This window comes from Bacteroides sp. 3_1_13, assembly GCF_001185845.1.
Taxonomy (GTDB): domain Bacteria; phylum Bacteroidota; class Bacteroidia; order Bacteroidales; family Bacteroidaceae; genus Bacteroides; species Bacteroides xylanisolvens.
This window is the reverse complement of sequence record NZ_KQ236956.1, coordinates 2,358,816-2,373,234: the sequence shown is the minus strand read 5'-3', so window position 1 is coordinate 2,373,234 and position 14,419 is coordinate 2,358,816. Positions and strand designations below refer to the sequence as shown.

The following is a 14,419-nucleotide window of genomic DNA, read 5'->3' as shown; positions in this document are numbered from 1 at the left end:
AAACGACAAAAGAAAGAAATAATAATAAACATAAATCGTATTAATCAAAATGGCAACGTTACAAAACATTAGGTCGAAAGGACCTCTATTGGTGATTGTTATCGGCTTGGCGCTGTTTGCTTTCATTGCGGGTGACGCATGGAAGGTGATGCAGCCGCATCAGGCACATGACGTAGGTGAGGTGAACGGAGACGCTCTTTCCGCTCAAGAGTATCAGAATTTGGTAGAAGAATATACCGAAGTGGTGAAACTCATGCGTGGGGTGACCGCCTTGAATGACGAACAAACCAATCAGGTGCGCGATGAAGTATGGCGTTCCTACGTAAACAATAAACTGATCGAAAAAGAAGCAAAAGCACTGGGATTGACTGTTTCTGCTGCTGAAATCCAGGACATCCTGAAAGCAGGCGTTCATCCTTTGTTGAGACAAACTCCTTTCCAGAATCCGCAAACAGGAAACTTCGACAAGGATATGTTGAACAAGTTCCTCGTGGAATATGCCAAGATGAGCGAATCACAAATGCCGGCACAGTATGCTGAACAATACAATAACATGTATAAATACTGGTCTTTCATTCAGAAAACTCTGATCGAGAGCCGTCTGGCAGAAAAGTATCAGGCATTGGTGTCTAAAGCTCTTCTTTCTAATCCGGTGGAAGCACAGGACGCTTTCGACGCAAGAGTGAACCAGTACAACGTGTTGATGGCTGGTATTCCTTACTCTTCTGTAGTGGACTCTACAATCGTAGTGAAAGAATCGGAACTGAAAGACTTGTATAACAAGAAGAAAGAACAATTCAAGCAATATCAGGAAACTCGTGACATCAAGTACATCGATGTACAAGTGACTGCAAGTGCTGAAGACAGAGCTGCTATCCAGAAAGAAGTGGACGAAGCTACTGAACAGTTGGCTACTACTACGGAAGATTATACTTCTTTCATCCGCTCGACTGGCTCGGAAGCTCCTTATGTAGACTTGTTCTATAACAAAACAGCTTTCCCGTCAGATGTAGTTGCCCGTTTGGACTCTGCTTCGGTAGGTACTATTTATGGTCCTTACTATAACGGTGCCGACAATACAATCAACTCTTTCAAAATTGTAGCTAAAGCTGCTGCTGCCGACTCTGTCGAATTCCGTCAGATTCAGGTATACGCAGAAGATGCTGTGAAGACAAAGACATTGGCTGATAGTATCTACAACGCGATCAAAGGTGGCGCTAACTTTGCTGATCTGGCAAAGAAATATGGTCAGACTGGTGATGCAAACTGGCTAACTTCTGCACAGTACGAAGGTGCACAGATAGACGGAGATAACCTGAAATTCATCTCTGCTATCAACAATACAGGTGTGAACGAATTGGTGAACTTGCCGATGGGACAAGCAAACGTAATTCTTCAGGTAACGAACAAGAAATCTGTAAAAGACAAATATAAAGTAGCTGTTATCAAGCGTGAAGTAGAGTTCAGCAAAGAAACTTACAACCGTGCTTATAATGATTTCAGCCAGTTTATCGCAGCTAATCCGAGTGTAGAAAAGATGGTAGCTAACGCTGAAGAGGCCGGTTACAGACTGCTCGACAGAATGGATTTGAGCAGCTCTGAACATAATATCGGTGGTGTAAGAGGTACAAAAGAAGCGTTGAGATGGACATTTGATAAAGCAAAACCGGGTGATGTTTCCGGCTTGTACGAATGTGGCGAAAGCGATCACATGATGGTAGTAGGTCTGGTAGGCATTAAGCCGGAAGGATATCGTCCGTTGAAAGCAGTACAGGATCAGTTGAGAGCTGAAATCGTAAAAGATAAGAAAGCTGAAAAGATTATGGCTGACATGAAAGCTGCCAATGCAACTTCATTCAACCAGTACAAAGAGATGACTAATGCAGTCAGCGACTCTTTGAAGATGGTTACTTTTGCAGCTCCTGCATACGTATCAGCATTGCGCAGCAGCGAACCGCTGGTAGGTGCTTATGCTTCTGCAGCTGAAGTGAATCAGTTGAGCGCTCCTATCAAAGGTAATGCCGGAGTATTTGTATTGCAGGTATACGGTAAGGACAAACTGAACGAAACATTCGACGCAAAAGCAGAAGAAGCTACGCTGACTAACATGCACGCACGTTTTGCCAGCCGTCTGATGAATGATTTGTATCTGAAAGCAAACGTAAAAGATACACGCTTCTTGTTCTTCTAAACAAGTAGCAAGTAATAGATAGTAGGCACGGATTACACGGATTTACGCGGTTTAAATTTTTGAGGGAACCGCGAAACCCGTGTAATCCGTGCCTTTTTTGTGCTCGTTTTTTTTGTTTATGGTCTTTGTTATCTGATTAAATTTCCATATCTTGCCAATCTTTATCAATTGGCTTTGTGAAATACTTCATTAACTAATACGAATCTATATTATGACTAAACAACTAGCCCAGTATTCAGTTCCCGCTGAAAATTCACGTGTTATCCGTGTTTTCCTTTCGTCAACGTTCAGAGACATGGAGATGGAACGTTCTGCATTAGTCAAACTCTTTAAGGGTTTGCAAGTGAAGGCTGCCAGCCGTGGTGCCACCATTTCATTGGTTGATTTGCGTTGGGGAATCACAGAAGAAGATGCGAAAAGCGGCAAGGTTGTTGAAATATGCCTGAAAGAGATCGTTAACTCCCGGCCTTTCTTCATTGGTATGGTAGGCGACCGCTATGGATGGTGTCCCAGTTATGAAGATTTATCTCAAACTCTCAATGACAGCTTGGAATATCGTTGGATAGAAGATGACTTGAATCAACATTTGAGTGTGACGGAAATTGAAATGCAGTTTGGTGTACTGCGCAATCCCAATCCGTTACATGCCTATTTTTATATAAAACAGTCGGCAGATGATGAACTGTCTTGCCCTGAAGAGGAGGCTCTTAAACTGAAACGTCTGAAAGAGAGTATTTTGCAGCAGGAACGTTATCCTGTGCAAGAGTATGATTCGCCCGATCAGTTGTGTAACCTTGTGGAAGCTGCTTTCACGGAATTGCTTGAACGGGAGTTTCCGGATGTACTGACCGTTGAAGATAATCAAGCATTGCAAGAACAACTGACGCGCAATGAACTCTTATTCAATTATCACCCAATACCTGAAGCAGATCAGGCGTTTGCTGATTTTTTGGCGGCGGATGAACAACGGTGCCTGGTGGTAACGGGCGGTTGCGGTCTTGGCAAGAGCGCTTTGTTGGCTCATTGGAGCGATTTGGTGAACAATGATATGCCGATGATTCCTATCTATCATCGCTTGGATAGTACTACATTGTCTTCTTATCCGGAAACGTTGGCGAGAATGTTAGCTTCCAAATGCCAGAACGCACTCAAGCATCAATCTTTGGGTGAAGAAAGTTTGTTCGCGGCGGAAGTTTCAAAAGAACTGGACTCGACCCAAAGCACTGCCAAATCCATCATGGACGCCGTGAGAAACTCGGTTTTGATGGGAAATGCTGGCTTGAACACTTTTTCAGGGAACACACTTCGAAACCTCAAGGAGATTGAAGAAGATTTGAATTCTATTCAAAAGTTCAGTCAGTTGTGGAGTGCGCTGGGTGCATCAAGATATCCTATCATTCTGTTGATTGATGACATCAGTTATCTGAATCCGACTGAAGCATCCCTGTTTTCTTTATTTGCATCTATTCCCCCGAACGTGAAAGTCGTGTTGAGCTTTTCGGCGTCATCCACTGCCTATCTGCCCTTTGTTCAGAATGGCTACGCCCATTTCCAGTTGAATGGTTTTTCACAGGCGGATGCCAAGTCGTTCTCAAAGCAATATTTGTCTACTTACTCCAAGGCTTTGTCTGCACAGCAGGAAGATATTCTTGCTTCGTGGGTGCTGGCTAAACAACCGCGCTGTTTAAGTGTATTGCTCAACGAGCTGGTTTCGTTCGGTCAGTACGATGCTCTCAATGAATATATGAGTGGATATTGCCGGCTCAATGAGGTTGGGCAATTCTATGACAGTGTGTTGCGGCGTTTGTCGGCTGATTATGGTTTCGAAGAGATTGGAAGAACGCTTCTGATGCTTTCACTTACTTTAGAAGGATTTACCGAAGATGAAGTGAAGAGCATGGCAGACATTAATCAGATACTTTGGTCGCAGTTGAGAGTGGAAATGAGCAGCTGGCTCACCAACAAAGGAGGACGATATTGCATTGGTGACACACAAATGGTAGAAGCGATCGAACGCTATTTCGCTCAAGATGACGAATGTATAGATGATAGTCGCCATGAAATTATTTCCGCTCTGCTGGATGAGGAAGAGATCCTTTCCCATCCGTTGACTTTTGCCGATTATAACTATCGCATGAAACAGTTCTGCTACCATGATTCGTATCGCTATAAAGTGGAGATTACCTATCAATGCTATAAGATGCAAGAATGGGATATATTGAAGGATTGGATTTGTGATGTGGAGATTTTCGAGATTCTGTATCGCACGAATCGTTCTCTGTTGGAAGATAGCTGGAAGGCGATCATGAACGACAATCCTGAAGTTACGCCTGAAGTCTATGCCGAATTGGACTTTGATGAGATCGATTCTTTTTTAATTCCTGTTATTGCTAATGATATGGCTACTTTCTTGAGCAGTTCTTTCCATCTGACGAAGGCGGCAGCTGCTGTGAGTGAGAAGAGTATGGAAGGTGCTGCCATGCCACTAATAGCCAAGTCGGTATTGAAGATGAATGAGGGATGCCGGTATGCCCGTAATGAAGAATACGAAACGGCATGCGACTGTTTCCTGAAAGCATTGGTGATGCAGGAAAACATAGTACCGACTCCGGAACTGGAGATTGCCAACACCTGCCGAAATCTAGCTCTGGCATATTACTACAATGAGCAATACAATGAAGCAGTGACCTATCTGAATAGGGCGCTTGATTATCATGCAGCTTCTGCTGACGAGAAGAGTCAGGCAGAAGTCATTGAACTTTCCGAATATCTGGCTTATTGTGATTACTATAAGGATGAGGAAGAGAGTGCTGCCGAGAAATTCCGGAAAGTAGCTGAAATGCACGAGTCGTTGAATGGCAGACTGTCCGGTGGAGTGGCTAAATGTTTGCGTATGCAGGGTAAATGTCTTTATTATATCAAACGATACGATGAAGCATGGATGCTGATGAATCAGGCGTTGGACATTGCTATACAGATAGACAGCAAAAAACAGATCGTCGCTTGTCATAAACAGTTGTATTATCTGTGCAGGGAATTCAAACGGATGATGAATGAACGTGGCGATGAGCAGGCGTCTACTTTATTCTTCCGTGAGTCTCTTCTGCATGAAATGTATTTCAGCGAAAAACCGCGTCTGGCGGAACTGACTGTCCGCTACGAGGCATTGAGATGTGATATTATGCAGCAGTATTACATGAATAAAGACTATGATAACGTGATTCGTATTGCAACGTCTTTGGATTTTCACGATGATACTGACCCTAATGCTTCCTGTCTGGTATATTATTACAAAGCACAGGCTTATGTGAAGTTGGAGAATTATCCAATGGCGAAAGAGGCTTTCTTCAGAGAGCTTGAACTGCGAAAGAAATATCTGGGATGGGAGGATGAAGATACGATTCTGGCTTGTCAGAACCTAGGGGTTTTGCACAGCTTTTGTAATGAACGGGAAGAGGCGCTGGCTTGTTTCCGTGAGGCGTACGGTCATGAAGTGAAAAAGAATGGCGAGGATTCTGAAATGGCGCAAAAGCTACTTCAATATATCAGCGTGGTTGAATCATAACGGAGGCATACTTCCCTTTTTTGTTAACTTTTACATTCCTGCTATACGGAAATCGACTTTATTTCCTTACATTTGCAGATATAAACTATCAACAGAAAGAAGAATGTCTAAATATCCCCTTTTAGGAATGACTCTTGTAGAGCTTCAATCATTGACAAAAAGACTGGGTATGCCCGGCTTTGCTGCCAAGCAGATTGCATCCTGGCTTTACGAAAAGAAGGTAGCCTCGATTGATGATATGACTAATTTGTCATTGAAACACCGGGAGTTGCTCAAGCAGAACTATGAGGTGGGAGCGGAAGCTCCGGTAGATGAAATGCGCTCTGTAGATGGTACGGTGAAGTATCTTTATAAAGTGGGTGAGAACCATTTTGTAGAGTCGGTTTATATACCGGATGATGACCGGGCAACGTTGTGCGTGTCGTCACAAGTGGGCTGCAAAATGAACTGTAAGTTCTGTATGACCGGCAAACAGGGGTATACAGCTAACCTGACCGCCAGCCAGATCATAAACCAGATTCATTCGCTGCCGGAACGGGACAAACTGACTAATGTCGTAATGATGGGAATGGGCGAGCCGCTCGATAACCTGGATGAGGTATTGAAAGCATTGGAACTACTGACCGCTACCTACGGTTACGCATGGAGTCCGAAGCGTATCACGCTTTCTACTGTTGGGCTACGGAAAGGATTGCAGCGTTTTATCGAAGAAAATGACTGCCACCTTGCCATCAGCCTTCACTCTCCGCTGACCGTTCAGCGTGCTGAATTAATGCCGGCGGAAAAGGCGTTTTCAATCACCGAAATGGTGGAACTGTTAAAAAACTATGATTTTAGTAAACAACGTCGACTTTCGTTTGAATATATTGTTTTTAAAGGGCTCAATGATTCGCAGGTCTATGCCAAAGAGTTGCTGAAACTTCTTCGCGGGCTGGATTGCAGGGTGAATCTGATTCGTTTTCATGCCATACCGGGGGTAGACCTCGAGGGGGCGGATATGGATACGATGACCCGTTTTCGTGATTATCTGACGTCACACGGACTTTTCACCACTATCCGTTCATCCAGGGGCGAAGATATTTTTGCCGCTTGCGGTATGCTGTCGACAGCGAAACAGGAGAAAAATAATGAAAGTTAATATATAAAACCGAACATCATGAAAAAGTACTCTTTTATTTTATGCATCGCTTTGGTAGCCTTTGTCGTTGCATCTTGTGGTCTGAAAGGAAATCACACCTCTAGTGGTCGTGCTTACGAGCTTTTGGTTGTAGTAGATCACGGTGTTTGGGATCGTGCTGCCGGAAGGGCTTTACATGATGCGCTCGATGCTGATATGCCCGGTTTGCCGCAGTCGGAACCTTCTTTCCGGATTATGTATACTTCGCCGAAAGATTATGATTCTACGCTGAAGTTGATACGTAACATTATTATTGTAGATATACAGGATATATATACGAAAGCCTCGTTCAAATATGCGAAGGACGTGTATGCCAATCCGCAGATGATATTGACTATCCAGGCTCCGAACGAAGAAGAGTTTGAGAAGTTTGTGGAAGAGAACAAAAAGACGATTGTCGACTTCTTTACCCGTGCGGAGATGAACCGTCAGATTACGTTCCTGGAAGGGAAACACAGTAATTTCATTTCGCAGAAAGTGGACAGTTTGTTCGGATGCGACATCTGGGTGGATGCCGAACTGGCTAATTCAAAGACCGGGGATGATTTCTTCTGGGCTTCTACCAACACAGGTACTGCCGACCGTAACTTTGTGATGTACTCTTATCCGTACACTGACAAGGATACGTTTACCAAAGAATATTTTGTGCACAAACGTGACTCCGTGATGAAAGCCAATATCCCCGGATTCAAGGAAGGCGTTTATATGTCGACCGATAGTTTGCTGACCGATGTCCGTCCGATCAATGTACAAAACAGCTACACAATGGAAGCACGTGGCCTGTGGCGTATGAAGGGCGACTTTATGGGTGGTCCGTATGTGTCTCACACTCGTCTGGACGAGAAAAACCAACGAATTATTACAGCAGAAATATTTGTTTATTCACCTGATAAAATGAAACGCAACCTGGTACGCCAGATGGAAGCATCTCTGTATACACTGAAACTTCCGAATGAAGTTCAGCAGAAGCAGATTCCATTGGGAGAAGCATCTAAGGAAGCGGAACAAACTAATAAATAAAAACATGGAAGATAACAAGATAAGGATAGGTATCACCCAAGGAGATATTAACGGGGTGGGCTATGAGGTGATTCTTAAGACATTTTCCGACCCTACGATGTTGGAACTATGTACTCCGATCATTTATGGCTCACCGAAAGTAGCGGCTTATCATCGCAAAGCGCTGGATATACAGGCCAATTTCAGCATTGTCAACTCTGCTACCGAAGCGGGGTACAACCGTTTGAGCGTGGTGAACTGTACGGATGATGAGGTGAAAGTGGAATTTTCCAAACCCGACCCCGAAGCCGGTAAAGCTGCGCTGGGGGCTTTGGAACGTGCCATCGAAGAATATCGCGAAGGGTTGATAGACGTTATCGTAACAGCTCCGATCAACAAACATACGATTCAGTCGGAAGAGTTCTCCTTCCCCGGACATACGGAATATATCGAAGAACGTCTGGGCAATGGTGATAAGTCATTGATGATTTTGATGAAGAATGACTTCCGGGTGGCTTTGGTGACGACACATATCCCTGTCAGAGAGATCGCGACTACGATTACCAAAGAACTGATTCAGGAGAAACTGATGATATTCCATCGTTGTCTGAAACAGGATTTCGGTATCGGCGCTCCGCGTATTGCGGTGCTCTCTCTCAATCCTCATGCCGGAGACGGTGGTCTGTTGGGAATGGAAGAGCAGGAAGTGATTATCCCTGCCATGAAAGAAATGGAAGAAAAAGGAATCCTTTGCTACGGTCCTTATGCGGCCGACGGCTTTATGGGTTCGGGCAATTATACTCATTTTGACGGTATCCTGGCGATGTATCACGATCAAGGGCTGGCTCCGTTTAAGGCCTTGGCTATGGAAGACGGGGTGAACTATACGGCAGGCCTGCCGGTAGTACGTACTTCTCCGGCTCATGGAACGGCATACGATATTGCAGGCAAGGGAGTGGCTTGTGAAGATTCTTTCCGTCAGGCAATCTATGTTGCCATCGACGTGTTCCGTAATCGTCAGCGGGAAAAAGTGGCTCGTGCCAATCCGTTGCGTAAACAGTATTACGAGAAACGTGACGATAGTGATAAACTGAAGCTGGATACAGTAGACGAAGATTAAAAACGAGTGATGACGAAAGCAGAGATACAACAAGTGAAACAGCGTTTCGGTATTATTGGAAATACTGAAGCATTGTCGCGCGCCATAGATGTTGCCATTCAGGTAGCTCCTACCGATTTGTCTGTGCTGATTACCGGAGAAAGTGGAGTCGGAAAAGAAAGTTTTCCGCAGATTATTCATCAATATAGTCGGAGGAAGCACGGGCAGTATATTGCTGTCAACTGTGGCGCTATTCCGGAGGGTACGATTGATTCCGAACTGTTCGGACATGAGAAAGGTGCGTTTACCGGTGCGATTGGCGAACGGAAAGGGTACTTTGGCGAAGCTGACGGTGGTACTATTTTTCTTGATGAAGTAGGGGAGTTGCCGATGTCTACCCAGGCACGTTTGCTCCGTGTACTGGAGAGTGGCGAGTTTATGAAAGTAGGTTCGTCCAAAGTACAAAAAACGGATGTGCGTGTGGTGGCAGCTACCAACGTCAATCTGACACAAGCGATTGCAGAAGGACGTTTCCGTGAAGATTTATATTACCGGTTGAATACGGTGCCTATCCAAATACCGCCTTTGCGTGAACGTGGTGACGATGTACTTTTGTTGTTCCGTAAGTTTTCCGCAGACTTTGCAGAGAAATATCGGATGCCTGCTATTCAGTTGACGGAGGATGCGAAGAAAGAGTTGTTAGCTTACCCGTGGCCCGGAAACGTGCGTCAGTTGAAGAACATCACCGAGCAAATATCTATCATTGAAACCAATAGGGAGATCTCTGCTGCTATCTTGCAGAATTATCTTCCCGCACAAAATACGCAACGTCTTCCCGCGCTGATGGGAACGCGTGAGAGTAAAGGCTTTGAGAGCGAACGGGAGATTCTTTATTCTGTTCTGTTCGATATGCGCCAGGAAGTGGCGGAGCTGAAGAAGATGGTGCACAACCTGATGGCGGAACGTGCCGGACAGGTGGGGCAGGTAGGACAAATGGGAACGGTGGTTACTACTCCGGTAGTGACGGCGCATCAACCTTCGGTACCTGCTATCATTCACACCATGCAGCCTACGGTTTGCAAGGATGACGATGACATACAAGACACGGAAGAATATGTAGAAGAATCCCCTTTGTCACTGGACGAAGTGGAGAAAGAAATGATACGCAAAGCACTTGAGAGGCATCATGGAAAGCGGAAGAGTGCGGCCAAGGACTTGAATATTTCCGAGCGTACACTTTATAGAAAAATAAAAGAATATGAATTGGATTAAGAAAATAATACGCCCTTTGTTACTGTTCGGCTTGCCGTTGGTAGTCATTGCGTGCACTGTTTCCTATAAGTTTAACGGATCGTCTATCAATTATGATAAGGTAAAGACTATTTCGATAGCCGACTTCCCGATCAAGTCGGAGTATGTATATGCTCCGTTGGCAACCAAATTCAATGAGGACCTGAAAGATATCTTCATCCGGCAGACCCGTCTGCAACTGCTCAAGCCGAATCAGAATGCGGACTTGCAGATTGACGGAGAAATCACAGGATACAATCAGTACAACCAGGCAGTATCTGCCGACGGTTATTCTTCGGAGACGAAGTTGACTATTACCGTCAATGTGCGTTTTGTCAACAATACCAATCATGCCGAAGACTTTGAACAACAGTTTTCTGCGTTCCGTACCTACGACTCTAGCCAGTTGCTGACTGCCGTACAGGACGGATTGATTGCTGAAATGTCTAAAGAGATCACCGACCAAATTTTTAATGCAACTGTAGCAAACTGGTAATATAAATGACTTCTGTTAACTTTCAACAATGGATTCAGCATCCCGAGACGCTGAATAGGGATACTTTGTACGAACTGCGCAATCTTCTTGCGAGGTATCCGTATTTTCAGTCACTTCGTCTGCTGTATCTGAAGAATCTGTATATTCTCCATGATATTAGTTTTGGTGGAGAACTGCGGAAAGCAGTTCTTTACATTGCAGACAGACGGCAGTTGTTTCGGTTGATTGAAGGTGACCGCTATGATGTGCAGGCACGGAAAAAGGGAGTACCTCTCACGGAGGTGCTGAAAGACGAACCGTCCGTAGACCGCACATTAGCATTGATCGACGCTTTCTTGTCCACAGTACCCGAAGAGGTGACTGCCCGCACCAGCTTCGACTATTCGATGGATTACACTTCTTATCTTTTGGAGGAGACTCCGGCCACGGAACAGTCGTCCGAAGAAACGCCCAAACTTAAAGGCTACGAACTGATTGACGACTTTATAGAAAAGAGCGAGAGCGACTCTCCCCTCTGCATGAAACCTTTAAGAGAAGAAATGCCATCTTCGCCAACCTCTTCGGACGAACCTACCGAAGAAGAAACGATGAAGGAAGAAGAGGAAGATGACAGCTGTTTTACGGAAACTTTGGCAAAAATCTATGTTAAACAGCAACGATATTCAAAAGCTCTTGAAATAATTAAAAAATTAAGCTTGAAATATCCAAAAAAAAATGCTTACTTTGCAGACCAAATCAGATTTTTGGAGAAATTGATTATTAACGCTAATTCAAAATAACTAAAAATGTACTTATTATTCGTTATCTTAATGGTTATTGCAGCCTTGTTGATGTGTTTCATCGTGCTGATTCAGAACTCAAAAGGAGGCGGACTTGCTTCTGGTTTCTCTTCATCTAACGCCATCATGGGCGTGCGCAAGACTACAGATTTTCTGGAAAAAGCAACATGGGGCTTAGCTATCTTCATGGTGGTAATGAGCATTGCTACTGCTTATGTAGTTCCTCGCTCTGCTGTTGCTAAAGACGCAGTGTTGGAACAGGCACAGAAAGAACAACAGACTAACCCGTATAACTTACCCGCAGGTACGGCTGCGCCGCAAACTGAAGCTCCTGCTACCAATGCACCTGCTACAGAAACTCCGGCACCGGCTGCTGAAACTCCTGCTCCTGCAGCAGAGTAATTCACTCCGTTGTCAGGTAAGACTTTGGGGGAAAACCATTAATGGGAAGGTGCAGACGGATGCTGCATTTCTTTGATATTTAAGTGCGGATTACGCAGATTACACGGATTTTCAATCTTCCGCGTGGTCAGTGTAATCCGCACTTAACTTTTTCTTGTAAAAACAATCTCTTTTTGATAGAAACAAACGAGATTTAACTACCTTTGTTGGTCGTATGAAGATTATTAACTACTATTTTTAAATATAACAATGACAGAACATTTGAAACAGAAATTGAATGACTCCGCCGTACTCCGATGGAGTGTTCTAGCATTAGTCGCATTTACTATGCTATGCGGCTATTTCCTCACCGACGTAATGTCTCCTCTAAAACCCATGCTTGAGAAAGAACTACTATGGGACAGTCTTGATTATGGTTTCTTCACAAGCGCTTACGGGTGGTTTAATGTATTCCTATTGATGCTGATTTTCGGTGGTATCATTTTGGATAAGATGGGAGTTCGTTTCACCGGAATGGGGGCTTGCTTATTGATGGTGTTTGGTTGTGGATTGAAATACTATGCGATTTCTACTACTTTTCCGGAAGGTGCCATGCTCTTCGGATTCAAAACACAGGTAACCCTGGCTGCATTGGGGTATGCTATCTTCGGTGTAGGTGTGGAAATTGCCGGTATCACAGTTTCCAAGATTATCGTGAAATGGTTCAAGGGTAAGGAAATGGCGTTGGCTATGGGACTTGAAATGGCTACGGCACGTATCGGAACAACTCTGGCAATGGTGCTTACGGTTCCTTTGGCCGACTTTTTCGGATCTACGGATGAGAGTGGCACATTCCATACCAATATTCCTGCTCCGATTTTGTTTTGTCTGATTATGTTGTGCGTGGGTACGATTGCTTTCTTCCTTTATACTTTCTATGATAAGAAGTTGGATGCTTCTTTGGATGCAGAGGGATTGGAACCGGAAGAGCCATTCCGTATGAAAGATATTGTGTATATCATTACCAATAAAGGATTCTGGCTGATTGCATTACTATGTGTATTGTTCTACTCGGCTGTATTCCCCTTTATCAAGTATGCTGCCGACTTGATGGTGCAGAAGTATAATGTAGATCCGAAGTTGGCGGGAACGATTCCCGGATTGTTGCCGATTGGTGCGATTATCCTGACTCCGTTGTTCGGCTCGCTTTATGACCGTATCGGTAAGGGAGCCACATTGATGATAATCGGATCAGTGATGCTTATTTTTGTGCATACGATGTTTGCTCTGCCTATACTGAATATATGGTGGTTTGCTACTATCATCATGATTATATTGGGATTTGCCTTCTCGTTGGTGCCTTCAGCTATGTGGCCGTCTGTTCCGAAGATTATTCCGGAAAAACAGTTGGGTACCGCATACGCATTGATTTTCTGGGTACAGAACTGGGGATTGATGGGTGTTCCTTTGTTGATCGGATGGGTGTTGAATACTTATTGCAAAGGTCCGGTAGTAGACGGTGCACAGACTTATGACTACACGTTGCCGATGACTATTTTTGCTCTTTTTGGTGTGCTTGCTCTGATTGTGGCTTTGATGTTGAAGGCAGAGAACAAGAAGAAGGGATACGGTTTGGAAGAGGCGAATATCCAAAAGTAACTGGGAAATTCAATACCTAAAGTAACAAAGGAATTTTGTATCAAGGTGTAAACAGAAGAGTATCAGTATGAATACTCTGAAATAAAAAATAAGAAGTATGGCTGCCAAAGAGAAAATCAACCTGTTAGAGGTCATTCCCTGTCGCAGTGAACATATTACAGCAGAAAGGGAAGGGGAGACAATTGTGCTCTCCTTTCCCCGTTTTAAATATCCGTGGATGCAACGCTTCCTTGTGCCGAAAGGAATGTCGAAAGAACTTCATGTGAAATTGGAAGAACACGGTACGGCTGTATGGGAACTGATAGATGGAAAACGCAATGTTCGTGAGATTATAGAAAAACTCGCAGACCACTTTCAAAATGAAGAGGGCTACGAGTCGCGTGTATCGGCTTATCTTTCTCAAATGCAGAAAGATGGATTTATAAAACTGGTGATACCAGTCGTATAAATAGGAACTTATTATTATTTATTTGATAAATACAGCCCAAAGTATGACGGCAATTGCTATCAGGCCCCCCATGATAATAAGCGTTCCCCAAACAAAATAATTGCTGTCTTTCTCTTTCTTTTTCTCCGAGTCGTGGATGATACGTTCCATTTCTTCGGGGGTGGTGTTGGGTAGTGGATAAGGTTCGTTTGCACGGTTTAGATGCTTCAACTTATCGTTAGCACGTTCACGACGTAGGCGGGAAGCTTCCCGTCCCTCTTTTATTCGGCGTATCATGTCGAATGCATGTCCTTCACCAACCATATTCTTTGTTTTTTAGAAGTTCACTTCCTCGT

12 protein-coding genes are annotated in these 14,419 nt (G+C 44.2%); 11 read left to right on the top strand and 1 reads right to left on the bottom strand.

Annotated features, from left to right (window positions below; genetic code table 11):
• Window positions 1-49 precede the first annotated feature (49 nt).
• The 11 genes from HMPREF9009_RS22090 to HMPREF9009_RS22040 all read left to right on the top strand — a co-directional run bounded on the left by HMPREF9009_RS22090 (window position 50) and on the right by HMPREF9009_RS22040 (window position 14,084).
• Window positions 50-2,191 carry a peptidylprolyl isomerase gene (locus HMPREF9009_RS22090; protein ID WP_004301881.1) on the top strand — a complete coding sequence of 714 codons (2,142 nt, stop codon included), beginning with the start codon at window positions 50-52 and terminating at the stop codon, window positions 2,189-2,191.
• A gap of 211 nt (window positions 2,192-2,402) precedes the next feature.
• Entirely contained in the window at window positions 2,403-5,756 is a 3,354-nt protein-coding gene (locus HMPREF9009_RS22085; protein ID WP_049703276.1) for a DUF4062 domain-containing protein, read from the top strand.
• A 103-nt stretch (window positions 5,757-5,859) separates the two neighbouring features.
• Window positions 5,860-6,894: a dual-specificity RNA methyltransferase RlmN gene (gene rlmN, locus HMPREF9009_RS22080; protein WP_004309803.1), complete on the top strand. Its 1,035-nt coding sequence runs from the start codon at window positions 5,860-5,862 to the stop codon at window positions 6,892-6,894.
• 18 nt (window positions 6,895-6,912) lie between these two features.
• Window positions 6,913-7,953 carry a DUF4837 family protein gene (locus HMPREF9009_RS22075; RefSeq protein ID WP_004309802.1) on the top strand — a complete coding sequence of 347 codons (1,041 nt, stop codon included), beginning with the start codon at window positions 6,913-6,915 and terminating at the stop codon, window positions 7,951-7,953.
• A 4-nt stretch (window positions 7,954-7,957) separates the two neighbouring features.
• Complete coding sequence (pdxA, locus tag HMPREF9009_RS22070; RefSeq protein WP_004315824.1) at window positions 7,958-9,052, top strand: 4-hydroxythreonine-4-phosphate dehydrogenase PdxA; 1,095 nt, start codon at window positions 7,958-7,960, stop codon at window positions 9,050-9,052.
• A 9-nt stretch (window positions 9,053-9,061) separates the two neighbouring features.
• Window positions 9,062-10,303, top strand: a complete 1,242-nt coding sequence (locus HMPREF9009_RS22065) for a sigma-54 interaction domain-containing protein (protein ID WP_004309800.1) — start codon at window positions 9,062-9,064, stop codon at window positions 10,301-10,303.
• On the top strand, window positions 10,290-10,817 hold the full coding sequence (gene lptE / locus HMPREF9009_RS22060; RefSeq protein ID WP_004309799.1) for an LPS assembly lipoprotein LptE: 528 nt from the start codon (window positions 10,290-10,292) through the stop codon (window positions 10,815-10,817). The genes HMPREF9009_RS22065 and lptE overlap by 14 nt, the downstream gene beginning before the upstream one ends.
• A 5-nt stretch (window positions 10,818-10,822) precedes the next feature.
• A complete protein-coding gene (locus HMPREF9009_RS22055; RefSeq protein ID WP_049703275.1) occupies window positions 10,823-11,596 on the top strand; it encodes a hypothetical protein in 774 nt (257 codons plus the stop codon).
• 6 nt (window positions 11,597-11,602) lie between these two features.
• Window positions 11,603-11,998: a preprotein translocase subunit SecG gene (secG, locus tag HMPREF9009_RS22050; RefSeq protein WP_008020992.1), complete on the top strand. Its 396-nt coding sequence runs from the start codon at window positions 11,603-11,605 to the stop codon at window positions 11,996-11,998.
• Window positions 11,999-12,247: 249 nt separating this feature from the next.
• Window positions 12,248-13,636: an MFS transporter gene (locus tag HMPREF9009_RS22045; RefSeq protein WP_004301891.1), complete on the top strand. Its 1,389-nt coding sequence runs from the start codon at window positions 12,248-12,250 to the stop codon at window positions 13,634-13,636.
• A 97-nt stretch (window positions 13,637-13,733) separates the two neighbouring features.
• A complete protein-coding gene (locus HMPREF9009_RS22040) occupies window positions 13,734-14,084 on the top strand; it encodes a PqqD family protein (RefSeq protein WP_004315827.1) in 351 nt (116 codons plus the stop codon).
• An 18-nt stretch (window positions 14,085-14,102) separates the two neighbouring features.
• Here HMPREF9009_RS22040 and HMPREF9009_RS22035 read toward each other — a convergent pair whose 3' ends face one another.
• A complete protein-coding gene (locus tag HMPREF9009_RS22035) occupies window positions 14,103-14,387 on the bottom strand; it encodes a hypothetical protein (protein WP_049703274.1) in 285 nt (94 codons plus the stop codon).
• Between the last annotated feature and the right edge of the window lie 32 nt (window positions 14,388-14,419).

Excerpts from the sequence above, each read along its gene's own strand:
- HMPREF9009_RS22040 (WP_004315827.1), top strand. The coding sequence starts at position 13,734 with ATGGCTGCCAAAGAGAAAATCAACCTGTTAGAGGTCATTCCCTGTCGC.
- pdxA (WP_004315824.1), top strand. The coding sequence starts at position 7,958 with ATGGAAGATAACAAGATAAGGATAGGTATCACCCAAGGAGATATTAAC.
- lptE (WP_004309799.1), top strand. The coding sequence starts at position 10,290 with ATGAATTGGATTAAGAAAATAATACGCCCTTTGTTACTGTTCGGCTTG.
- HMPREF9009_RS22055 (WP_049703275.1), top strand. The coding sequence starts at position 10,823 with ATGACTTCTGTTAACTTTCAACAATGGATTCAGCATCCCGAGACGCTG.
- HMPREF9009_RS22075 (WP_004309802.1), top strand. The coding sequence starts at position 6,913 with ATGAAAAAGTACTCTTTTATTTTATGCATCGCTTTGGTAGCCTTTGTC.
- rlmN (WP_004309803.1), top strand. The coding sequence starts at position 5,860 with ATGTCTAAATATCCCCTTTTAGGAATGACTCTTGTAGAGCTTCAATCA.
- HMPREF9009_RS22045 (WP_004301891.1), top strand. The coding sequence starts at position 12,248 with ATGACAGAACATTTGAAACAGAAATTGAATGACTCCGCCGTACTCCGA.
- secG (WP_008020992.1), top strand. The coding sequence starts at position 11,603 with ATGTACTTATTATTCGTTATCTTAATGGTTATTGCAGCCTTGTTGATG.
- HMPREF9009_RS22085 (WP_049703276.1), top strand. The coding sequence starts at position 2,403 with ATGACTAAACAACTAGCCCAGTATTCAGTTCCCGCTGAAAATTCACGT.
- HMPREF9009_RS22035 (WP_049703274.1), bottom strand. The coding sequence starts at position 14,387 with ATGGTTGGTGAAGGACATGCATTCGACATGATACGCCGAATAAAAGAG.
- HMPREF9009_RS22090 (WP_004301881.1), top strand. The coding sequence starts at position 50 with ATGGCAACGTTACAAAACATTAGGTCGAAAGGACCTCTATTGGTGATT.
- HMPREF9009_RS22065 (WP_004309800.1), top strand. The coding sequence starts at position 9,062 with ATGACGAAAGCAGAGATACAACAAGTGAAACAGCGTTTCGGTATTATT.